The sequence below is a fragment of the Halomicrobium zhouii genome (assembly GCF_900114435.1).
In the GTDB taxonomy this organism is placed as follows: Archaea; Halobacteriota; Halobacteria; order Halobacteriales; family Haloarculaceae; genus Halomicrobium; species Halomicrobium zhouii.
Genome location: NZ_FOZK01000001.1, coordinates 1,474,109 through 1,495,310, shown reverse-complemented (window position 1 = coordinate 1,495,310; position 21,202 = coordinate 1,474,109). Strand labels below are relative to the sequence as shown.

The following is a 21,202-nucleotide window of genomic DNA, read 5'->3' as shown; positions in this document are numbered from 1 at the left end:
GACCGGAACGCTACTCGATCTGATCGCGGTAGTCGTCGGGAGAGAGCAGGTCGTCCAGTTCGCTCTCCTCGGATAGCTCCACCTCGATCAGCCAGCCGTCGCCGTAGGGGTCTTCGTTGACCAGTTCCGGCTGGTCGACCAGGTCGCCGTTCACGGCGGTGACCGTGCCGGAGACGGGCGCGTAGACGTCCGAGACCGCCTTGATCGACTCGACGACGCCGAAGTCGTCGCCCGCTGCCAGGTCCTCGCCCTCGCCAGGCAACTCGACGAAGACGACGTCGCCGAGTTCGTCCTGGGCGAACGCGGAGATGCCGATTCGGGCGGTCCCGTCCGTCTCGCGGACCCACTCGTGTGATTCGAGGAACAGACAGTCGTCTGGGACGTCGAAGCTCATCTGTCGAGGAATGGGGTGGCCCTGATACGTGCCTTCTTCGGTTCGCCGCGGACGACCACGCGGACGGTCTTTCCGGATTCGACGGCGTCGGTGGGGAGGTACGCCAGCGCGATGGGGTCGCCCAGCGTCGGACTCATCGTCCCGCTCGTGACGTGCCCGAGGTGCTCGCCGTCGGCGTCAGTCACCTCGTAGCCCTGTCGGGGGACGCCGCGGTCGATGAGCGAGAGCCCCACGAGTTTCTCGTCTGGGCCCTCGGCGTCGACCCCCTCCAGGGCGTCGCGGCCGACGAACTCCGTGTCGAGTTTGACGACGAAGCCGATGCCCGCCTCGTAGGGGTTCCGGGGCTCGTCCTCGGGGTGGAAGTCCTGTCCGGATAGGAGATAGCCCATCTCCAGGCGGAGGGTGTCGCGGGCGCCCAGGCCGCAGGGCTGGCACTCGAGCGCGTTCCAGACCGTCACGGTCTCGTCCCAGGGGCAGACCAGCTCGAAGCCGTCCTCGCCGGTGTACCCCGTGCGCGCGACGAGCGTCTCGACGCCGGCCACCGACCCGTCGGCCAGGTCGAACCGCGAGAGGTCGTCCAGGTCGAGGTCGGTCTCGTCGGCGAGCAGTTCCTCGGCCTCTGGGCCCTGGAGGGCGATCATCGCGTACTGTGTCGTACGATTGTCGACGTCGGCGTCCAGGCCCCAGTCGTCCCGGTGGTCCCGCCAGCGGGCGGCCATCTCGTCGTCGTGGCCCGCGTTCGGGACGAACAGGTAGTCGCCGTCGACCGATTCGGGGAGGCGGTAGACCACCGTATCGTCGATCATCACCCCGTCGTCGCGCGTGATGGCTGCGTAGTGGGCCTCGCCGGGATCGAGCTCCGTCACGTCGTTAGTGGTGAGTAGCTGGGTGAGGCGAGCGGCGTCGGGGCCCGAAACGACGATTTCCCCCATGTGCGAAACGTCGAACTTGCCCGCAGACTCCCGGACTGCAGCGTGTTCGGTCCGGATAGAGTCGAACTCGACGGGCATCTCCCAGCCGCCGAAGTCGGTGAAGCTCGCGTCGGCCCGCTCGTGGGTCGAATGCAGCGGCGGTGACCGGAGGGTCATGGTCGGTAAATCGGTCGGAACCGCCTTACATATTCCCCAAGCCGCCTGGAATCGCCGTTTCACACCGTTCTCGTAAACTGTATACCGCGATAGCAAATATCCGAAAATTTCGACCCCCGGGCCTCTCTGAACCCGGTTCGGGAAGGCCGCTGCGTCGCCGGCGAAAATCTGGACCGTTCTAACGCTGAATCGGTCGAAAACCGGAGTTAGAAGCGATTAATAGCGAATTTCGACCGAAGCGGGAGAGGAGTCTGGACCGAGAAACGAGGGTCGATAGCGGGTCACCAGGGGGCCGAACGCCACGGGAGCCAGCACAGCGGGTCAGCCATGGAGTTCATTGGTCTCTGGCCCGAATACCGGATATGGCAAGTCTTCGCGTCGGTTCGCTGTTCGGCATCCCGATCAAGCTCGGCGCCTCCTTTCTGCTCGTCCTCCCGCTGCTGGCGTATCTCATCGGGACGCAGGTGACGCCGACCGTCGACCTGCTGAACCAGCTCTTCGGCACGGCCATCGCTCCCGACGAACTCACGGACGGCCAGCTCCCCTGGTTCCTCGGCGTCAGTGCGGCCCTCGGGTTGTTCGTGAGCGTCCTCCTGCACGAGCTGGGCCACTCGCTCGTGGCGCGCCGGTACGGACTGGAGATCGAATCGATCACGCTGTGGTTCCTCGGCGGCCTCGCCCAGTTCGCCGAGTTCCCCGACGACTGGCGCCAGGAACTCGCCATCGCGGTCGCCGGACCGGTCGTCAGCGTGATTCTCGGTCTCGCCTGTTACGGGCTCTTCACCGCGCTCCCGGCCGAGCTACCCGCCGCGCTGTTCGTCGTCGGCTACCTCGCCGTCCTCAACGTCGTCCTCGCGGCGTTCAACATGTTACCGGGGTTCCCGATGGACGGCGGACGGGTGCTACGGGCGTTGCTCTCCCGGAATCGGTCACGTCTCCGGGCCACCCGCATCGCCGCGGCGGTCGGCAAGGGGTTCGCCTTCCTCCTCGGTATCGCCGGCATCCTCACGCTCAACCTCTTCTGGATCGTGATCGCCTTCTTCATCTTCGTCGCCGCGACCAGCGAGACCCAGCAGGTCGTCATGGAGGCCGCCTTCGAGGGGCTGACCGTCGGCGAGATAATGACACCCGCCGCCGAACTCGACACGATCACGTCCGAGACGTCGATCGAGGACCTCCTCGACCGGATGGTACGCGAACGCCACACCGGCTATCCAGTCCTCGACGGCGGCACACTGGTTGGAATCGTCACGCTCGAAGACGTTCAGGTGAAGGCACCGAGCGAACGCGACCTGGTAACGGTCGGTGACGTCATGTCGACAGATCTCGTGACGGTCTCGCCGACGTCGGAGGCAGCCAGGGCGCTGAACACCCTCCAGCGCGAAGGGATCGGGCGGATCCTCGTCACCGACGCGGACGGGACTCTGGTCGGCCTTGTCTCCCGAACGGACCTGATGACCGTCTTCGAGATAACGCAGACGAGCCAGGCGCGCTCAGTCACGCCGCGGTCTGCCGACGACTGATAGTGGTGGGCGAGAACGGGGACGGCGCTCGGCCGCACTGGTCTCACCCGGCCGTTCTCACCCGGACTCCTCGCGTTCGGCCCGCGATAGCGGGACGGTCAACACGGGGACGTCGACGCTCCGGATCACCTTCTCCGTCGTGCTGCCGACGAGGTAGCGGTCGAGGCCGCTCCGGCCGTGGGTCCCCATGACGACGACGTCCCCCGGCCGGGTCGTCTCGACGATGGTCGAGGCGGGCGTTCCCTCCACGATTTCGCTCGTCACGTCCAGGCCCGCCCGGCGAGCGCGCCCGGTGACCGAGTCGACGTGTTCCCGACCGATGGTCTCCAGTTCCTGGACGACCTGGCCGGCGTAGGCGTCGGTCGCGCGGCCGACCGTCACGTCGACGACGTAGAGGACGTGGAGCGGGGCGTCGTACCGCTCGGCCAGTTCCAGGGCGTCGGCCGCGGCGACGTCGGCTGCGTCGCTGCCGTCGGTGGGGTGAAGTACGCGCTCGTACATGGACAGCGGTTCACGGCGGAACGGGATAGCGCTGTTCGTCGTTCGAGGGGTCGTCGTCGGAGATGGTGTCCTGACGTGATGGTCGCCGCCTACGCTTCTGGGCCGGGAACGAGGTCCGCCTCCTCGTCCTCGGCGTGGTCGTGAGACCCCAGTTGCATCCGGATGGTGTTCGCGAACTCGTCCGAATCGTAGATACCGCCGATGGTGACGGCAAGGCCACTCCCGTGTCCGGACCTGACGATGACGTACCCGATGCCGAGCATGGACTCCCAGAAGGTCCGGCGCTCTTCGACGCCGCGGACCTTGTCGTGGGGGACCTCGTTGCGGACCAGCGAGATGAAGCGGTACTCCACGAGGACGCGCTGGTTCGTCACGTAGTACTTCGTCAGCGTGTTCTGCCAGTAGCGATGACAGCTCGTCGAGAAGAGGTAGAGCCCGGCAGCGAGCGCCAGAATCGGGTAGATGTACTGAAGTTCCGTGAAGTACAGCAGGTAGGTCCCCACGCCGAGGACGGGGAACGACGCGAACGCTTTGCTAAGCGCGTGGCGAAGCGCGGGAACGCATTCGTCGACGACTCGTTCGCCCTGGCGCAACGTCGGCGACGACGGCGCAGTGACGTACTGGACGTAGACGCCGAGACCGAAGACGAACAGGCCGAACACGGCGAGGACGACGCCGGCCGCGGGCGGTGCCGTGGCCTGTCCGTCGGCGATCGGATACTGCGCCTGAAACGCCGCGACGTACGTTCCGGTCACGACGAAGGGAAGTGCGAGCAATCCGCTCCATACCGCTGGGAGTCCTCGTGCCATTGTTATCCACTGGTCATCTCGTAGAGGATTCCGAGTATCGACGTGGCGATACCGATCAGCGTCAGCGTCGTCTCGTCGAGTCCGGTTCCGCCACAGGGCGTGAGGATACCGCGCTGGCAGGACTCGGTCTCGGTCTGCCCGGACGAAGACCCGTCACCGTCCCCGCGAGCGCCGTTCGTTCGACTGTCGCTGTCGGTGAACGTGGCCGCGTCCGTCGCCGTCTCGGTCTCGAACGGTCCGTGGACCGTGAGCGGGCGCGACTGCAGGGCGGTTTCGCCTACCCAGACGCCGTGGTCCGTCTCGCCCGGGGTTGCCAGGACGTCCCGGCGGTCGAGCGCGTCGTGGGGCACGGTGAAGGTGACTGTCCGGCGCTCGTCGACGGGGACCCGAACCCAGGCAGTGTCGACGGCGGAGCCGTTGACGCGGTAGGCGAGCTGGCCCTCGAAGGCAGCGTCGGCGACGTTCAGCACCGAGACGTTGACGGTCATCGTCTCGTCGGGGCGGAGGTCGTCGCTGGCCCGGAACTGCTGGACGGCGAGCGCCGACGGGTCGGCGCCCGCGCCGCGTCGGACGAGCACCTCCCCGCCGTCGCGAGAGCCGCCGTCGGCGACGACGGCGTGGGTGTGGGTCGAGCCGTTGGCGATAGCCCCGGCGGCACGCTCGAGCCCGTCCGGCCGGATTTCGAAGGCGACACGTTCGCTCTCGCCGCCGGCGACGGTCACCCGCTTCGTCGCGATAGCGACGCCGTCGAAGGCGTAGCTCACGTTCCGCGTGATCGCCGACTCCGCGGGATTGTCGACCGTCCCGAGGACGACGTACGGGTCGCCGCGTGAGATCTCGGTCGGGGCCGTCATCTGCTGAACCGTGAGGTCGACGTCCGGGGTGACGCGGAGCCGCTGGGCGACGCCCGCGCCCGTCGCGTTCCGGACGCCGTGGACGTACGTTCCGGGGTCGAGTTCGGCGGTACTCCCCGTGAACGTGACGCGCGTCGACTCGCCGGCGTCCAGGGAGAGACGCTCCGAGGTGGCGGTACGGCCAGCGAGCGAGTAGTTGACCCGCGCTGTCGCGTCGGCCGTCCCGGCGTTCGTGACGGTCGCCGTCACGGTGACGTCGTCGCCGGCGCGGACGGCTGCTGGCGCGCTGACCTCGGAGATCTCGAAGGCCGATTCGGTCGTCGACGACGACGTTCCCGCTGTCCCCGCCGTGGCCGTCGACGACGTCGTGGTCGCCGTCGCCGTCGGTGAGTCGGTCGCAGTCGACGATTCGGTCGACGTCGCGGTCGGTTCGCTGGTTTCGGTGTCCGACGGGGATTCCGTCGACGCTCGGGCCGACGTCTCGGTTTCTGTTGACGTCGTCGCCGCGGTCGTCGTGGTCGCTGACACGGTGTCGGTCGCAGTGCCTGATTCGTTCTGTGAGGAGCCGCTCTGGGCGAACACCGGGCCACTCGTTGCGAGCTGCGAGTTCGGTTCGTCGGAGCCAATCTCGCCTGGAACGGCGTGGTCAGCGGCGGGCAGGGCGCCGACGGCAGGCGTCGAGCAGATAAGTACCACTGCAGCGATCAGGAGAACTCGGCCGCTGACGTGGATTCGGCGACGGGACGACCCGTCCACGTCACCGCGCTGGCCGGGAGGGGGGTCCAGTTCGAATCGGAGGGCAGACATTTCGGTTCGGTTCGCAACCCCGCGCAGTAGCCGAATAAACGTACTGGTATTCTACCGTTGTCAGGTTCGAAACGGACTGCTTACCACCTGCCTAGTTAACTCCGAGCCGCGGTTCAGACGAGGGGAGTCTCAGCCGTCGCCCCGAGGCCGTCGCCGAACGGGCCGTCCCGGACCGAAAGTGGCTAAGCCGCCGCGGTTAGCAGACAGGTATGGGCCTCCTGGGTCGGTTGCGGAGCGGGAGCGGCGAGACGCGCGTCGGGCTGTTCGTCGACGGTCCGAACGTGCTCCGTAGCGAGTTCGACGTCGACTTCGACGATCTGCGAGCGGCTGCCACCGACTACGGCCGCGTCGCACTCGCGCGCCTCTACCTCGACGAACACGCGACCCCGAACCTGATCAAGGCCGCCGAGGCCAACGGGTTCGAGGTGGTCGTCACCAGCGGCGACGTCGACGTGAAACTCGCCGTCGACGCCACCGCCGCGGCCACGCAGGACCGTATCGACGTCCTCGCCGTCGCCTCGCGGGACACGGACTTCAAGCCTGCACTCGAGACGGCGGCGAACCTCGGTCTCAGGACGGTCGCCATCGCACCCGGCGAGTACGGTCGCTCGGACGCGCTCCAGAAAGCTGCCAACGAGGCCGTGACGCTGGACGAGTGAAGGTGGACCGGGTGAGCGACGACGGACCGTCGAACGGTGACTGACCGCGGAGCGACGGCTGACCACCGAGTCGCTACCGGCCACCGAACGGCGACCGACCACCGCGCGCCGACGAACCGTTTTTCCCGCCGGCTGTCCCACTCACGGGCATGGACGAACTCGACACGCCGGTGCTGGACAACCACATGCACCTCGACCCGGTGAACGGTCGGGGCGTCGAGGCCGCAGAAGAGTTCGCCAGGTTCGGCGGGACGCACCTGCTCGTGCTCAACAAGCCTTCCTGGAACCTCGTCGAGACGGCCACCGACGCCGAGACGTTCCGCGAGGGATTCGACCTGACCGTCGAGGTGACAGCGGCGGCCAGCGAGGTGCTGGACGGGAACGCCTGGCCGGTGCTGGGCGTCCACCCCGCGCTCATCTCGCAACTGGTCGACGACGGCTACTCGCCCGAAGAAGCCCGCGACGTCATGCAGGCGGGGCTGGACGTCGCCGCGGAGTTCGTCGCGGACGGGCCGGCACTGGCCATCAAGTCCGGTCGGCCCCACTACGACGTCGACGACGCGGTGTGGGAAGCGTCGAACGAGGTTATGCGCCACGCCTTCGAACTCGCCGGCGAGGTCGGCTGTGCCGTCCAGTTGCACACCGAGGGCGGCGAGGACTTCACCGAGGTGGCCGACTGGGCCGAGGAGGAGGGACTCCCGCGCGAGCGCGTGGTCAAGCACTACTCTGGCGGCCGCGTTCGCGGCCCCATCAAGAGCGTCATCTCGAACCGGGACGACATCGAAGCGGCGGTCGAGGAGGGCGGCCCGTTCCTCATGGAGACCGACTACATCGACGACCCCGACCGACCCGGCGCGGTGCTGGGACCGAAGACGGTGCCGCGGCGAGTGCGGTGGATGCTCGAAGAGGGGTGGGACGACGCCGTCCGGACCGCGCACGTCGAGACGCCGGCCCGGGTGTACGGCATCGACACCGAAGCGACGCTCACGGACTGAGCCGGTCGGTAGCGGTGTGGTTCCGAGAACAGTTGGGGTCCAGGTGGAGTGAACACCCCGCGTGAGCGGTATCGACCCTGAACGTCTCCTTATGCGGACCAGACGCCTACTGTGTACGCACCCACAGGATGAGTGACGACGACCGGAACATCGCCGAAGAGGGGGCCGAAGCCGTCAGGGACTACACGGAGGACCTCGAGTCCGCGCTGAGCCGGCCCGGCGAGAACCGGATCAAGCGGTGGACGCTGATCGAGGGACGCCGGACGGTCGTGACGCTGGCACTGCTCTGTGCCGTCTTCCTGCTGCTCCTCGGTGGGTCGCTCCTCAGACCGGTTCAGCTTCGCGACCTGTTGACGGAGACGAACACGGTGAAGACCCTGTTCAACACGCTTCTCAGCGGCGTCATACTCCTGGTCTCCGTCGTCGTCTCTATCAACTCGATCGTCCTCTCCCAGGAGATCGGCGACATCGATGCACAGGAGGAGCGGACGTCGGCCTCCCTGGACTTCCGTCGTCGGATCGAGGATTCGATCGAATCCGACGTGACGCCGGCCCGTCCCGGGGAGTTCGTCCGCGTCGTCCTCTATACGATCCTCCAGAAGACGAACGAACTGCAGCGAGTCGCGGCCAACACGCCCAACGACGAGTTTCAGCAACACGTCGAGGACCTGGGCGAGAAGATATCAGCGGACGTCGAGCGGGCGCGAAATATCCTCGGCGACGCCCAGTACGGAACGTTCCGGGTGCTGCTGGCCGGGTTGAACTACGACTACGCGGGCCAGCTCCACACGGTCCGCTACCTGAAGCGGTCCTACGGCGACGACCTCACCGACGAGGAGGTGGACGCGATCGACGAAATCGTCGACTCGCTGGTCTTCTTCACGACCGGGCGGGAGTACTTCAAGTCGCTGTACTACAAGCGCGAACTCGCCCAGCTATCGAGCCGGCTTCTGTACGTCTCGCTACCGGTAATCGTCTTCATCTCGTACGTGTTACTCGCCGTCGACGCGAACCGGTTTCCGGACACGTGGCTGTTCGGCATCCCGCCGCTCCTGTTGTTCGTGAGTTTCGCCTACTCCGTCGCGCTCGCGCCTTACGTCGTCCTCACCTCCTACGTCCTCCGGGCGTCGACGGTCTCGCTCCGGACGCTAGCCGCGGGCCCGTTCATCCTCCGGAAGGGCGACGACGTCGACGCCATCGACTTCGAGGACTACGAGGACGAGATAGAGTGGGAGAGCGAGATGGCCAGCGACGATTGACGACCGGTCGTATCAGCGCCGCCAGAAGCCACCGGTGAACAGCGCGAGCACCGGAATGATCTCCAGGCGACCCACCAGCATCAGGAACACCATGAACAGCTTGGAGGTCGCGGGGAAGCTGACGTAGCTACCGAACGGTCCGAGGAAGCCGAATCCCGGACCGATGTTCCCGAGGGTCGCCAGGCTGGCGCTGGTAGCTTCGAGGGGCGTGATAGCGAGCCCGACCCGACTGGCATCGAGCGCGAGGAACACGGTGCCGACGACGTACAGCACGAGGTACAGCAGGGTGAACCCGAGAACGCCGCGGACGGCGTCCTCGTCGATGACGTGCTTCCCGAGGCGAATGGGCGTGACCGCCTCCGGGTGGGCCGCGGTGAACAGTTCGCGGCGGAGGACCTTCATCACGACCAGCCAGCGGACGACCTTGACCCCACCGCCGGTCGACCCGGCCGAGCCGCCGACGAACATCGCGAACAGGAGGACGATCTGGGACCCCGCGTCCCACTTCGCGAAGTCGCTGGTCGCGTAGCCCGTCGAGTTCAACAGCGACGCGACCTGGAAGGCGGCCTGCCTGAGCGCGTTCTCCAGGTTACCGGCCGTCGTCCCACCGATTTCGAGTGTGGGTGCCGCCCCGAGGAAGAGGAGGACGAACAGCACGACGGAGATGACCACGTTCGCGCCGAGGTACGCCCGGAACTCCGGGTCGCCGAAGAACAGGTCGACGTCCCGGTTGAGCAGGTGCCAGAACAGCGCGAAGTTCACGCCCGCGACGAGCATAAAGGGGATCACGAGCCACTGGACCACTGGCGAGAAGTAGGCGATGCTCTCGGCCTGCGGGGAGAACCCGCCGGTCGGGAGCGTGGTGAACGCGTGGGCGATAGCGCTGTACACGTTCATCTCCGGTGCGAGGCCGCCGTAGTGGAGGAGGAGCAACAGGAGCACGTAGAGAACGGTGAACGCGAGGTAGACCAGCCAGAGGACGCGCGCCGTCTCCGCGATTCGCGGCGTCAGCTTCTGGAGTCGCGGGCCCGGCGCCTCGGAGTCCATCAGTTGCGCACCGTTGACTGCGGCCTCCGGGAGGATCGCGATCATCAGGACGATGATCCCCATGCCGCCCAGCCACTGGGTCAACTGGCGCCAGATCAACAGCGCGTGGGAGTGCCGGTCGAAAGATATCTCGCCGGCCACGGTCGCCCCGGTCGTGGTGAACCCGGAGGTGGACTCGAACAGCGCGTTGACGGGATGGGCCAGCGTCGATGGGGCCGGGTCCATCCAGCCCGCCAGCACGTAGGGGACGGCGCCGACGACGGAGACGGCGAACCACGCCAGCGCCACGAACAATAACGCCTCGCGGGTGCCCAGGTCGTCGCTGTCGTCGACCTGTTCGAGCCCCCAGCCGACCGCGACGGCAACCGCCATCGAGGCGACGAAGACGAGCGTGTCCTCGCCGTAGACGAGTCCCGTGAGTAGCGGGACCACCATGGCGACCGCGAGCCACTTCACGACGGTCCCGGTGAGCGAGACGCTCTGGCGCCATTCGACGTAGATTGCCATCAGGGATCACCGCGGGCCGATGGTGGCGGCCGACGTAACACGGACGCAACGTGCAGGTATCGGGTCATGAATCTATCGACACTGGAGAGCACCGTCGTGCGTGGACCGTGGTGAGCGAGCAGGCACACTCGGAGGAACCCCTCAGAGCAGCTTCGTCGCCTCGTCGATGACGCACGCGTCGAGGAAGCAGACGACGTGGTCGTCCTCGCGGACGACCGTGTCACCCCGCGGGATGATGAACCGTCCGTCGCGCGTTATCGCGCCGATGACGACGCCGGGCGGGAGGTCCTGGACGGACTCGCTGATGGGACGGTCGACCAGGACGCTGTCGGCGTTGACCTCTATCTCCAGGACTTCGGCCTTGTCGTGTTCGATGAGCGCGACGTTCTCCGCGCGGCGCGCGCGGGTGAACCGGGTTATCTCTTCGGCGGTCGCCTCGCGGGGGTTCACCGCGACGTCGATGCCGACGGCCTCGAACAGCGGGACGTACTCGCCGTCCTCGACGATGGCGACGGCGCGCTTCGCCCCGAGCCGCTTGGCCAGGAGTCCCGCCAGCAGGTTCTTCTCGTCGTTGTCCAGGGCGGCGACGATCGTCTCGACGTCGTCGACGTTCTCGCGTTCGAGGAACTCCCGGTCCGTCGCGTCGCTCTCCAGCACGGTCGTCTCCGGGAGGGCTTCCGCTATCTCGCGGGCCCGGTCGGGGTCACGTTCGATGAGACGGGGCTTGAGACCGCGTTCGCCCAGGAGCCGCGCCGTGTGGTAGCCGATGTCGCTCCCGCCGACGACGAGGACGTTCTGGGCGCCCTCCACGTCCGGCGCCACCGCCGCCGCGAACTGCTGGACGCTCTCGCGGGAGCCGATGACGACGACGTCGTCGTCGACCCGGATCCGCGTGCTCCCGGTGGGGATCTCCACGTCGCCGTTCCGGATGATCGCTGCGAACGTGAGCGACTCGAAGCGGTCGGCCTCCTGGACGGTCTGGTCGGCGACTGGACTCGCCTCGCTGATCTCGAGTTCGGCCATGTGGACCTGCCCCTCGGCGAACGTCTCGACGTCCCTGGCCGCCGGGAGCCCGATGACCCGCGCGATGGTCTCGGCGGCCAGCAGGTTCGTCCCGACCATGAAGTTCACGCCGAAGGCGTCCGGCGACCCGCGCCACGTCTCGAGGAACTTCGTGTCGCGGACACGCGCGATGGTGAAACAGTCGTCGTTGATCGTGTTCGCGGTCCCGCAGGTGACGATGTTCGTCTCGTCGTCGTCCGTACTTGCGATGAGGAGGTCGGCCTCGGGCACAGTCGCCTCGAAGAGCGTCTCGAGCGACGCGCCGTCACCCTGGACGGCGAGCACGTCCACGTTGTACTGGAGCGACTCGACCCTGTCGGCGTCGAGGTCGACGACCACGACCTCGTGCGTTTCGGCCAGGCTCTCGGCGATGTTGGACCCGACTTCGCCGGCACCGACGATTACGACTCGCACGGCAGACCCTCCCGTATTGGCATCACCAGACCTACCTCGGTAGTCGATGTTAAAGACCGTGTTATCCAGTCGGCGACCTCCATCGCGGACTCGTCACGCGACACGACCGGACGGGGCCCGTGAGAACCGGGACGGGGCCAGGCACCGTCCGGGAGTCCACCGTCACTCCTCGATTTCGTACCGGGCGATCTCTCCGGACCCGCAGTTCGGACAGGTATCCCGGGGCTCCGCCAGGTCGGTGCCGCACTGTCGACACTCGTACAGCGGCGCGGCGTCGGTCGAGAGCTGACGGATGAGTTCGCGAATCACGTGTTCTGTCAGGGTTCCGCACCGACGAAGGCGGCGAGGGCCTCCTCCGGGTCACCACCCCGGCAGAGGATAGTCACGATGTCGTCCGGCTGTATCACCGTCTCGCCGTGGGGCGTCAGGATGCGGTCGCTACGCTCGATGGCGATCACGAGCGAGTGGTCTTCGAGAATGCCGTCCTGGCCAGCGTCCTCCAGCGTCCGGCCGACGATCGGTGCGTCCGACTGGACGGTCACGTCGACGACGCTCGCGTCCCCCGCGAGGCTGATGAAGTCCGTCGCGCCCCGGGTCGCCCGGTCCTGTTCTGGGCCGAACGCGGCGTAGGGGCTGTTCGTCTCGGTCTGGACGAGGTCCTCGTCCTCGATGTCGATGCCGATCCGGGAGATCGCTCGCGAGATACGCCGGAGGTCTTCGGTGTCCTCTCCCACGGCCAGGACGTGGAGGTTCCGCCGGCCAGTCATCAGTTCACGGACGTTGATAACGCCCGGGATTGCACTGACCTCCTGGGCGAGGGTTTCACGCTCCGAGATGGGCGCGTTGCACATGTAGAGGTTCGTGAGGCGACCGTCGGCGCGCTCGAAGTCGACGGTCGTCGTGTAGTCGCGAATGATCCCGTGTTCCTCCAGTTGGCCGATCCGGTTCCGGATCGTTCCCGGCGAGACGTTCACCTCCTCGGCGATCGTCGGCGCGGACGTGTTCCGGGCGTCGCGCATCAGCTCGAAGATGATCCGCCGGTCGATCTCGTCCAGCCGGTAGTCCATACCGGGGGTATACTCGGCCATTACTTTACACCGCCGTTCCCAGGAAGTTGATCGTCGGAGAATATAATACCACTAGTTCTTTGTAATCCGTAATTAGTCCTCTTCTGATTCAGGATTGCAAAATACTACCGGAGATCTTATATTTGTAGGCACGGTCGACCCGTCATGAGCAACCACATCGAGAACGCACCACTCGACCACGTCCTGGTCCCGGTGGCCAGTGAAAAAGACGCGGCTGCCACGTGTGCGGCACTGAAGCCGTACCTCGGCGAGATCGAGCGCGTCACCGCAGTCCACGTCATCGAGAAGGGCGGCGGTGCTCCCGACAAGGCACCACTCGGAAAGCGACAGGAAGACGCCGTTGAGTTCCTCGGGGTCGTCGAATCGCGACTCGGTGACGAGGTGCCGGTGGACACCAGGACCGCATACGGGACCGACGTCGTCGCGACCCTGTTCGACGAAGCGGCCACGGTCGGGGCGACCGCCATCGCGTTCCGGCCGCGGGGCGGAAGCCGAATCGTCCAGATCCTCACCGGTGACACGGCGAACAGGCTCGTCACCGACGCCGAAATACCCGTCGTCTCGCTGCCCGACCCGGACGAGGGCTGATCTGGCGATGGTGACCCACAGCGAACGGTCACGGAGGGAGAGAGCGTGAGCGACACTGAACTCGCGAAGGACCTGGGGCTGGTCTCGGCGATGACCATCGGTATCGGCACGATGATCGGTGCCGGCATCTTCGTCCTCCCGGGCGTCGCCGCCCAGGAGGCCGGTCCGATAGTGGTAGCGTCGTTCGTCATCGGCGGCCTCATCGCGATGGTGAACGCGCTGTCCGTCTCCGAGCTCGGGACGGCGATGCCCAGGGCTGGCGGCGGCTACTACTACGTCAATCGGGCGCTGGGGCCGGTGTTCGGATCTATCGCCGGCATGGGCGACTGGATGGGGCTCGCCTTCGCCAGCGCCTTCTACTGCATTGGTTTCGGTCAGTACCTCACCACGCTGGTGCCGATTCCGGGCGTCCCGTTCCTCAACGAAATCCAGATCGGCGCGCTGCTGGCCGGCATGGCCTTCGTCGGCGTCAACTACGTCGGCGCCAAGGAGACCGGCGGGATCCAGACCGTCATCGTGACGCTACTGCTAGGTATCCTGACAGCCTTCGCCGTCGCCGGCTGGTTCTCCTTCGATTACGCCACGCTGGCCGGGAGTGACGGCCTCGCCCCGTTCGGGACCGGTGCCATCCTCCCCGGGACGGCGCTGGTGTTCGTCTCCTTCCTCGGCTACGCCAAGATCGCGACCGTCGCCGAGGAACTGAAGGACCCCGGACGGAACCTCCCCATCGCCATCATCGGGAGCGTCGCCATCGTTACGGTGCTGTACGCCATCCTCGTGACGCTGATGCTCGGCGTGGTCTCCTGGCCCGAACTCAGCCAGGACGCGCCCGTCGCCCAGGCCGCACAGCTGGCGTTCCCCGCTTCGATCGGACCAGTCGGTGGCGTCGCCGCCGCTGCGGCGACCATCATGACGCTCGGCGCGCTGCTCGCGACCGCGTCGTCCGCGAACGCTTCCATCCTCGCCTCCGCCCGGATCAACTTCGCGATGGGCCGGGACAAGATCGTCACCAACTGGCTCAACGAGATCCACCCGAACTACGCGACGCCGTACCGGTCGATCCTCGTCACTGGCGCCGTGATCGTCGTGTTCATCGCGTTGCTGGGCCGCGACATCGAGATCCTCGCGAAGGCCGCCTCGGTGCTCCACCTCATCGTCTACGCACTGATGAACGTCGCGTTGATCGTCTTCCGCGAGGCCGACCCCGAGTACGACCCCGAGTTCACCGTCCCGTTCTACCCGGTGACGCCGATAGCAGGCGCACTGCTGTCGCTCGGCCTGGTGGCGTTCATGGACGAGATCGAGATCGCTTTGTCGGGGGTGTTCGTCGTGGTCGCGCTCGGCTGGTACGCCGTCTACGCGCGCACTCGAACACCCCAGGAGGGCGTGCTGTCGTCGTACCTGCGAGACGAGGAGACGAACGTCCCCGGCCCGGTGGTCGACGCCGCCGACGCCGTCGCACCGAACGGCGGCGAGGGACCGACGATCATGGTGGCGCTCTCCAACCCCCGAACGGAGGGGGCACTCGTCACACTCGCCGGGGCCCTGGCCGCCGCGCAAGGAGGGCGCGTGGTCGCGACGCACGTCATCACCGTCCCCGACCAGACGCCGCTCGATGCGGCCAGCGAGCAGCCGGTCGAGGCCGAGTCGGAGCGCCTGCTGGCCGACGCGAAGCGCGACGCCGAGTCTTTCGACGTGCCGATAGAGACGCGATCGATCCTCTCCCACAGAGGGCTTCACGAGGTGTTCGACGCGGCGACGGAGAGCGGCGCCGACACGCTCGTGATGGGGTACGGCGGCAACCACCTCGCCGCAGGTCGGGCCGAGGGGACCCTGGACGAACTCGCTCACGACCTGCCCTGTGACGTCCTCGTACTCGACGGGGAGACGTTCGATCCGGAACGGGTGTTGATACCGACTGCCGGCGGTATCTCCTCGGATCTCTCCGCGGCGGTCGGGGCGGCCCTGCGCGAGACGACCGGCGCGGCGGTTACGCTGCTGCACGTCGCAGACGACGAGACGGAGGGACGGGCCTTCCTGACCGAGTGGGCCGGCGAACACGACCTCGGCGACGCGGCCCTCCGCGTCGAGTCCGGTGACGTCGAAACCGCCATCGAACGGGCGGCGAAGGACCACACGCTCATGGTCGTCGGCGCCACCGAGCGGGGCCTCCTCTCGCGACTCGTTCGCGATTCGCTGCTCGTCGACGTCATCGACGACGTCGAGACGAGCGTCCTGCTTGCCGAACGGCCGCGGACGCGGTCACTCCGGGAGCGCCTCTTCGGTCGCCGCTGAATTACTCGGTGTCCACAGAGCGCTCGAACTCCTGGATCGTCTCGTCGCTGCCCGCGACGAACACCTCGTCGTCGACCTCGATGGTCGCCTGCTCGTCCGTGTGAATCGTCCCGGCCCTGCTGATACCGACGACAGTCCAGCCGCGTTCGGTGTCCCGGCGCGCCTCACCCAGCGACTGGCCGGCGAACGGCGCCGCGTCGGCCCGGACGAGCCGAATCTGGCCGATCGGGTCCATCACTCGCTCGCCGTGGACCTCCGCCGCGGCCAGTCGGGCACACACCCGCTGGACGGAGAGGACGTAGTCCGCGCCCGCCCTGAACGCGGGGAAGGTCTTTTCGGCGTCCGTCACGCGGGCGAGTATCTCGACGCCGTCGGAGAGCGAGCGGGCCATCGCCACGGTCAACAGCGCCGTCGCGTCGTCGTCGACGGTGACGACCAGGGCGGAGGCGTCCTCGATGCCCGCCGCCGCGAGCGTTTCGGGCTCCGTGACGTCGCCGACGACGTCGGGGTCCGACGCCTCGCTGTCGTCGACGGTCGTGACGTCGACGTCGTCGGGCAACGCGTCGACCGCGGCGCTCCCCCCCTCGCCGTACCCGGCGACGATGACCTCCGTGTGCGCCGAGGTTCGTGGCGTCTGGACGCCCGACACCTCACTCGCCAGTTCGTCGATGGCCTGTTCCGGGCCGGCGACGACCAGCACCGTGTTGGGCGTGAGCCGGTCGCGGGGGTCGGGGACCATGCGCAATTCGCCGTCGAACCAGCCGGCGACCAGGGTAAGGTCGGGATGCGCCGCGAGCGGCGAATCACCGACCTGAACGCCGTGAAGCGGACTTCCGCGCCGGACGAGCACCTCGCGGATGGCCACGTGGTCTCCGTCGGAGGCGGCGTCGACCGTCACCGGGGTCGTCGCCTTCTCCGCCAGCCGCCGCCCGATGAGCGCGTGTGGCGCGACGCTCCGGTCGACGCCGATCTCCGCGAGCGCGGCCTTGCGGCGCGTCGATGCCGTGAAACTGAGCACGCGCAGGTCCTCGTTCGCCTCCAGGGCAGTCAGGACTACGCTGGCCGTGCTGTGACCGGCGTCGGTGATCAGCAGCGACGCTCGCTCGATAGTGGCCCGGTCGAGGTCCGCCCGGTCCTCCGGGTCGCCGTTGATGGCCTGGTACCCGTCGTCCGAGAGCCGCTTGGCCTCCTCCTCGTCGGACTCGACGAGGACGTAGTCGACGTCGAGCTGTTCGAGTTCGTCGAGCAACACCTCGGTGTCGCGCTGGTACTCCGCGACGACGACGTGGTCGTTCTTGATCGACAGTCGGTCGTCGAGGTTGAGCGGCGTCCGCTCGAACAGCGGGATGACCAGCACGCGAAGGGTGACGAAGCCGATGAAAACGCCGGTCACCTGCATCATCGCCACGGTGACGTTCATCACGGCCGTGTCCCACGGCGAGTCCGCACCGTACCCCGTCGTCGTCATCGTCTCGATGACGAAGTTGAACGCCCGGAAGACGCTTCTCGGCCGGTCCTCCAGCGTCCGCATCCCGTAGGCGTAGGCGAAGGTGTACGCCAGAACGACCGCAACGAGACCGACGGCGTAAATGACCAACAGTCGCTGGCGGCGTGTGAGATTTCGCGGACTACTCAGGTCCAGGTCGCGTAGTTCGCGCATTCCCAGTCTGCCCGTACGTATCGACGGAACTCTCCTAAACCCTCCGTCACGGCGCCCTGACAGTCGTCGCTCGTCGGCGGTCCGCCGGCGCCGGCTCGCGGGTCGGCGTCGCGACACTCCATCCGGACGTATCGACCGAGTGACCGTCTATACACCGAGGCGGAACAGTTACAGTCTGTCGTGTCCAGCAGTCCCGTATGTTGAGGCCCGCCGGCGACGTTCGTACAGCCGTCTCGCATCGCCGACAGGCAGATCTCCCACGGCCGTCCCACCGGCCCTCTTCGCGCCGGTCCGGGGAGGCCCATGGCTGAGCTCTTCGACCGCGTCCTCCTCCCGGTCGCCGGAGCCGAGGACGCCGCGGCGACGGCCCGTGCGGTCGATCCGCACCTCGACGGCGATATCGTCGCGGTCCACGTCGTCGAGAAGGCCGGCGGCGCGATGGACAAGGCGGGCGTCGAGCAGCGCGAGGAAGCGGCCGAGAAGGCGTTCGACGTCCTGCGGGACGCGCTCGGCGACATCGAGACGGAGATCCGGTACGGGACCGACGTCGCCGACACCATCTTCGCCGCGGCCGACGACCACGACGTGTCGAGCATCGTCGTCACGCCCCGTGGCGGCAGCCGGTTCGTTCGCCTGCTGACCGGCGACGTGGCCCTCGAACTCGTGACCGAGTCGGACCGTCCAGTCGTCGTCCTGCCCGACCCCGGAACCGACGCGAACGCCGACGGAGGTGGCGGCTCGTGATAGGTGCCTCGCCCGACCGTCCGGCGCGGCGGCGACTGACCGGAGGTGAACCGCATGAGTGAGGAGGACCTCGCGAAGGACCTGGGTCCGCTCGCGGCGCTGACCATCGGCGTCGGGACGATGATCGGGGCCGGTATCTTCGTCCTCCCCGGCGACGCCATCGAACAGGCCGGCTCGCTGGCCGTCGCTTCGTTCGTCCTCGGCGGCGTCATCGCTATGTTCACGGCGCTGTCGGCGAGCGAACTCGGCACCGCGATGCCCCGGTCCGGTGGCGCGTACTACTACGTGAACCACGCGCTGGGGCCGCTGTTCGGGTCGGTCGCCGGCTGGGCGAACTGGATCGGCCTCGCGTTCGCGAGCGCGTTCTACATGTACGGGTTCGGCCGCTACATCGCGGCCATCTTCGGCCTCGGCGACGTGATGGCCGTCGGTCCGGTCGCGATTCCGACGGGGAAGAGCATCGCCCTGGTGGGCGCCACCTTCTTCACCGGGATCAACTACGTCGGCGCAAAGGAGACCGGGCGTCTGCAGAACGTCATCGTCGTGCTCCTGGTGATCATCCTGGCCGCGTTCACCCTGCTCGGGACGCTGACCGCCGACCTGTCGAACCTTCCGCCGAGCCAAGGGTTCGGCCCGACGATGGCGACGACCGGCCTCATCTTCGTCTCCTACCTCGGCTTCGTCCAGATTACGAGCGTCGCCGAAGAGATCAAGGAGCCCGGCAAGAACCTCCCACGGGCGGTCATCGGCAGCGTCGGCCTGGTGACGGTCATCTACGCGCTCGTCCTGCTCGTGATGAGCGCCGCCGTCCCGGCCGGATTCGTCGCGGAGGTGTCCGCCGCCGGCGACATCGCCGTCGTCGAGGTCGGTGAGCGCATCCAGGGCGCGTTCATGGGCGGCGCGCTGCTGTTCGGCGGCCTGCTCGCGACCGCCTCCAGCGCCAACGCGTCCATCCTCGCCTCCTCGCGGATCAACTTCGCGATGGGGCGGGACCGCATCGTCAGTCCGGCGCTCAACGAGATTCACGAGCGATTCGGGACGCCGTACCGCGCCATCGCCGTCACCGGCGGACTGATCCTCCTGTTCATCCTGGCGGGCAACATCGAGTTCCTCGCGAGCGTCGGGTCGGCGCTCCACCTCATCATCTACGGATTGCTGAACATCGCCCTGATCGTCATGCGCGTCGCCGACCCGCCGGACTACGAGCCGGACTTCCGGGTGCCGCTCTATCCAGTCGTCCCGATACTCGGTGCCATCACCTCGTTCGCGCTGATCGCCTACATCATCCGCGACGCTATCCTCGTGAGCCTCGGCCTCGCCGGCGCCGCGATGCTGTGGTACGCGCTGTACGCCCGGACACGGACGACGAAGCAGGGCATCCTCTCCCAGTACGTCCTCGACCGGGCCCACCAGATGCCCGAACCAGCAGTCTCCGCCGCGGAGAGCGTCGCGCCAGACGGCGGCACCTACCGCGTGATGGTCCCGCTGGCCAACCCGGAACACGAGAAAGACCTCATCGAACTGGGCAGTGCCATCGCCAAACAGCGCGGCGGCACGGTCGTCGCGACCCACGTCGTCACCGTCCCCGACCAGACCGCGCTCGCGAGCGCGGCCGACCACGTCGACGACCTGGACGCCGACTCCGAACGGCTCCTGAACAGCGCCCGCGAGGACGCCGAGACGTTCGGCGTCCCCGTCGAGACCCACACCATCGTCTCCCACCAGTCGTTCGACGCCATCTTCGACGCCGCCCGCACCCACGCCGCTGACCTCGTCATCATGGGCTGGGGCGAGGACTCCCACGGCTCGCCCGGCCGGGTCGAGTCGGCGTTCGACGACATCACCGAGTCCATCCCCTGTGACTTCCTGGTGATGCGTGACCGCGGCCTCGACCCCTCGCGCGTGCTCGTCCCGACCGCGGGCGGCCCCGACTCCGAACTGTCGGCCGCTATCGCCCGTATCCTCCAGCGGGAGTACGGCTCCGAGATCACGCTCCTGAACGTCGACGACGACGAGGCCGCGGGTGAAGCGTTCCTCGCCGAGTGGGCCGCTGAACAGGACCTCGAGGACGCCACCCTGCGCGTCGAACGGGGCGACGTCGAGCGAGCTATCGAGCGGGCGACCGACGACGCGACGCTGCTCGTCATCGGCGCGACGGAGGAGGGACTCCTCAGGCGGCTCGTCTCGCGGTCGATGGTCCTGGACGTCGTCGACGACGTGGACTGCTCGGTCATCATGGCCGAGAAACACCGCTCGCGCGGCCTGCTCGAACGACTCTTCGGCGGACAGCGATAACACCGACGGTCGAGGCGGCACCACCCTTTTCGCCGTACGGCGACAAGATCGGCTATGGTCGACAGGCCCTCACGCCGAGCCGTGCTCGGCGCCGTGGGAGCGGGCGTCGCTGGGGCGGTCAGTGGCTGTACGCTCAACAACCCCGAGGTGGAAGGCGGCCACCTCTACGTCGAGAACCTGCGGTCGGAGACCTTCGAGCTATCTCTCACGGTGACGGCGGGGACCGACCGGGAGGGTGACCAGGTCGTGAGTGGCTGGTACCGCGTCCCCGAGGAAACGGCACTCCAGTTCCAGGAGGTGATCGAACCCGGGACCAGTTACACCATCACAGTCCACCGGCAGACCGTGCCGCCCGAAGACCGGGTGACGGTGACGGTCCCGACCTGTGGGGGAGACCAGGGAACCCGCGACGTGAGCGTCCGGACCCGCGAGGACGGCATGGGGATCATCCCCTGGGGCTGCGACGAGGACTACACCCAGCAGGAGCTAGAGTACGTCTCGCCCGGGGAGTACGAGATAGAACCACCGGGAGAGACCGAGACGGGGGCGGAAGCGGAGGCGGAGGCGGGGGCGGAGGCGGAGGCGGAAGCGGAGACCTCGACAGAGTCGTGAC

General features: G+C 67.5%; 19 protein-coding genes. 9 read left to right on the top strand and 10 right to left on the bottom strand.

Annotated features, from left to right (window positions below):
* Window positions 1–10: 10 nt before the first annotated feature.
* Both gcvH and gcvT read right to left on the bottom strand, forming a co-directional pair.
* Window positions 11–394 (bottom strand): glycine cleavage system protein GcvH, encoded by a 384-nt coding sequence (gene gcvH / locus BM337_RS06955; RefSeq protein ID WP_089815238.1) that lies wholly within the window; start codon window positions 392–394, stop codon window positions 11–13.
* Entirely contained in the window at window positions 391–1,482 is a 1,092-nt protein-coding gene (gcvT, locus tag BM337_RS06950; protein ID WP_089815236.1) for a glycine cleavage system aminomethyltransferase GcvT, read from the bottom strand. Before gcvT ends, gcvH begins: the two co-directional genes overlap by 4 nt.
* Window positions 1,483–1,844: 362 nt before the next feature.
* Here gcvT and BM337_RS06945 point away from each other — a divergent pair, with 362 nt between their 5' ends.
* Entirely contained in the window at window positions 1,845–3,005 is a 1,161-nt protein-coding gene (locus BM337_RS06945) for a CBS domain-containing protein (protein ID WP_089815234.1), read from the top strand.
* Window positions 3,006–3,062: 57 nt separating this feature from the next.
* On the opposite strand, the gene BM337_RS06940 is transcribed toward BM337_RS06945, so the two are convergent.
* From BM337_RS06940 to BM337_RS06930, 3 genes are all read right to left on the bottom strand, one after another.
* The gene (locus BM337_RS06940) at window positions 3,063–3,506 is read right to left on the bottom strand and encodes a universal stress protein (protein WP_089815231.1); all 444 of its coding nucleotides are present in this window, start codon (window positions 3,504–3,506) and stop codon (window positions 3,063–3,065) included.
* A gap of 89 nt (window positions 3,507–3,595) precedes the next feature.
* Window positions 3,596–4,315, bottom strand: coding sequence for a PH domain-containing protein (locus BM337_RS06935; protein ID WP_089815229.1), 720 nt, complete (start codon window positions 4,313–4,315; stop codon window positions 3,596–3,598).
* Between the two features lie 2 nt (window positions 4,316–4,317).
* Window positions 4,318–5,976: a CARDB domain-containing protein gene (locus BM337_RS06930; RefSeq protein WP_089815227.1), complete on the bottom strand. Its 1,659-nt coding sequence runs from the start codon at window positions 5,974–5,976 to the stop codon at window positions 4,318–4,320.
* Window positions 5,977–6,185: 209 nt separating this feature from the next.
* Here BM337_RS06930 and BM337_RS06925 point away from each other — a divergent pair, with 209 nt between their 5' ends.
* The 3 genes from BM337_RS06925 to BM337_RS06915 all read left to right on the top strand — a co-directional run bounded on the left by BM337_RS06925 (window position 6,186) and on the right by BM337_RS06915 (window position 8,889).
* The gene (locus BM337_RS06925) at window positions 6,186–6,635 is read left to right on the top strand and encodes an NYN domain-containing protein (protein WP_089815225.1); all 450 of its coding nucleotides are present in this window, start codon (window positions 6,186–6,188) and stop codon (window positions 6,633–6,635) included.
* A 149-nt stretch (window positions 6,636–6,784) separates the two neighbouring features.
* On the top strand, window positions 6,785–7,630 hold the full coding sequence (locus BM337_RS06920; RefSeq protein WP_089815223.1) for a TatD family hydrolase: 846 nt from the start codon (window positions 6,785–6,787) through the stop codon (window positions 7,628–7,630).
* A 128-nt stretch (window positions 7,631–7,758) separates the two neighbouring features.
* Window positions 7,759–8,889 carry a DUF7972 family membrane protein gene (locus tag BM337_RS06915; protein WP_089815221.1) on the top strand — a complete coding sequence of 377 codons (1,131 nt, stop codon included), beginning with the start codon at window positions 7,759–7,761 and terminating at the stop codon, window positions 8,887–8,889.
* A gap of 12 nt (window positions 8,890–8,901) precedes the next feature.
* Here BM337_RS06915 and BM337_RS06910 read toward each other — a convergent pair whose 3' ends face one another.
* The 4 genes from BM337_RS06910 to BM337_RS06900 all read right to left on the bottom strand — a co-directional run bounded on the left by BM337_RS06910 (window position 8,902) and on the right by BM337_RS06900 (window position 12,986).
* A complete protein-coding gene (locus tag BM337_RS06910) occupies window positions 8,902–10,443 on the bottom strand; it encodes a TrkH family potassium uptake protein (RefSeq protein WP_089815219.1) in 1,542 nt (513 codons plus the stop codon).
* A gap of 141 nt (window positions 10,444–10,584) precedes the next feature.
* The gene (trkA, locus tag BM337_RS06905; protein WP_089815216.1) at window positions 10,585–11,919 is read right to left on the bottom strand and encodes a Trk system potassium transporter TrkA; all 1,335 of its coding nucleotides are present in this window, start codon (window positions 11,917–11,919) and stop codon (window positions 10,585–10,587) included.
* 162 nt (window positions 11,920–12,081) lie between these two features.
* Window positions 12,082–12,228, bottom strand: a complete 147-nt coding sequence (locus BM337_RS21025) for a PhlB family protein (protein WP_177227231.1) — start codon at window positions 12,226–12,228, stop codon at window positions 12,082–12,084.
* 8 nt (window positions 12,229–12,236) lie between these two features.
* On the bottom strand, window positions 12,237–12,986 hold the full coding sequence (locus BM337_RS06900) for an Lrp/AsnC family transcriptional regulator (protein WP_089815214.1): 750 nt from the start codon (window positions 12,984–12,986) through the stop codon (window positions 12,237–12,239).
* 165 nt (window positions 12,987–13,151) lie between these two features.
* On the opposite strand from BM337_RS06900, the gene BM337_RS06895 reads away from it, so the two are divergent.
* Both BM337_RS06895 and BM337_RS06890 read left to right on the top strand, forming a co-directional pair.
* Window positions 13,152–13,595 (top strand): universal stress protein, encoded by a 444-nt coding sequence (locus tag BM337_RS06895; protein ID WP_089815212.1) that lies wholly within the window; start codon window positions 13,152–13,154, stop codon window positions 13,593–13,595.
* Window positions 13,596–13,640: 45 nt separating this feature from the next.
* Entirely contained in the window at window positions 13,641–15,890 is a 2,250-nt protein-coding gene (locus BM337_RS06890; protein ID WP_089815210.1) for an amino acid permease, read from the top strand.
* A gap of 1 nt (window position 15,891) precedes the next feature.
* Here BM337_RS06890 and BM337_RS06885 read toward each other — a convergent pair whose 3' ends face one another.
* A complete protein-coding gene (locus tag BM337_RS06885; protein WP_089815208.1) occupies window positions 15,892–17,550 on the bottom strand; it encodes a potassium channel family protein in 1,659 nt (552 codons plus the stop codon).
* 303 nt (window positions 17,551–17,853) lie between these two features.
* On the opposite strand from BM337_RS06885, the gene BM337_RS06880 reads away from it, so the two are divergent.
* The 3 genes from BM337_RS06880 to BM337_RS06870 are packed head-to-tail and all read left to right on the top strand — an operon-like array spanning window position 17,854 to window position 21,201.
* Window positions 17,854–18,294 carry a universal stress protein gene (locus BM337_RS06880; protein WP_089815206.1) on the top strand — a complete coding sequence of 147 codons (441 nt, stop codon included), beginning with the start codon at window positions 17,854–17,856 and terminating at the stop codon, window positions 18,292–18,294.
* Window positions 18,295–18,348: 54 nt separating this feature from the next.
* Entirely contained in the window at window positions 18,349–20,589 is a 2,241-nt protein-coding gene (locus tag BM337_RS06875) for an amino acid permease (RefSeq protein ID WP_089815204.1), read from the top strand.
* 54 nt (window positions 20,590–20,643) lie between these two features.
* Window positions 20,644–21,201, top strand: a complete 558-nt coding sequence (locus BM337_RS06870) for a hypothetical protein (RefSeq protein ID WP_089815202.1) — start codon at window positions 20,644–20,646, stop codon at window positions 21,199–21,201.
* Window position 21,202: the final 1 nt, after the last annotated feature.

Excerpts from the sequence above, each read along its gene's own strand:
- BM337_RS06885 (WP_089815208.1), bottom strand. The coding sequence starts at position 17,550 with ATGCGCGAACTACGCGACCTGGACCTGAGTAGTCCGCGAAATCTCACA.
- gcvT (WP_089815236.1), bottom strand. The coding sequence starts at position 1,482 with ATGACCCTCCGGTCACCGCCGCTGCATTCGACCCACGAGCGGGCCGAC.
- BM337_RS06875 (WP_089815204.1), top strand. The coding sequence starts at position 18,349 with ATGAGTGAGGAGGACCTCGCGAAGGACCTGGGTCCGCTCGCGGCGCTG.
- BM337_RS06920 (WP_089815223.1), top strand. The coding sequence starts at position 6,785 with ATGGACGAACTCGACACGCCGGTGCTGGACAACCACATGCACCTCGAC.
- BM337_RS06945 (WP_089815234.1), top strand. The coding sequence starts at position 1,845 with ATGGCAAGTCTTCGCGTCGGTTCGCTGTTCGGCATCCCGATCAAGCTC.
- BM337_RS06935 (WP_089815229.1), bottom strand. The coding sequence starts at position 4,315 with ATGGCACGAGGACTCCCAGCGGTATGGAGCGGATTGCTCGCACTTCCC.
- BM337_RS06910 (WP_089815219.1), bottom strand. The coding sequence starts at position 10,443 with ATGGCAATCTACGTCGAATGGCGCCAGAGCGTCTCGCTCACCGGGACC.
- BM337_RS06930 (WP_089815227.1), bottom strand. The coding sequence starts at position 5,976 with ATGTCTGCCCTCCGATTCGAACTGGACCCCCCTCCCGGCCAGCGCGGT.
- BM337_RS06870 (WP_089815202.1), top strand. The coding sequence starts at position 20,644 with ATGGTCGACAGGCCCTCACGCCGAGCCGTGCTCGGCGCCGTGGGAGCG.
- BM337_RS06880 (WP_089815206.1), top strand. The coding sequence starts at position 17,854 with ATGGCTGAGCTCTTCGACCGCGTCCTCCTCCCGGTCGCCGGAGCCGAG.
- BM337_RS06925 (WP_089815225.1), top strand. The coding sequence starts at position 6,186 with ATGGGCCTCCTGGGTCGGTTGCGGAGCGGGAGCGGCGAGACGCGCGTC.
- BM337_RS06895 (WP_089815212.1), top strand. The coding sequence starts at position 13,152 with ATGAGCAACCACATCGAGAACGCACCACTCGACCACGTCCTGGTCCCG.
- BM337_RS06940 (WP_089815231.1), bottom strand. The coding sequence starts at position 3,506 with ATGTACGAGCGCGTACTTCACCCCACCGACGGCAGCGACGCAGCCGAC.
- BM337_RS06915 (WP_089815221.1), top strand. The coding sequence starts at position 7,759 with ATGAGTGACGACGACCGGAACATCGCCGAAGAGGGGGCCGAAGCCGTC.
- gcvH (WP_089815238.1), bottom strand. The coding sequence starts at position 394 with ATGAGCTTCGACGTCCCAGACGACTGTCTGTTCCTCGAATCACACGAG.
- BM337_RS06900 (WP_089815214.1), bottom strand. The coding sequence starts at position 12,986 with ATGGACTACCGGCTGGACGAGATCGACCGGCGGATCATCTTCGAGCTG.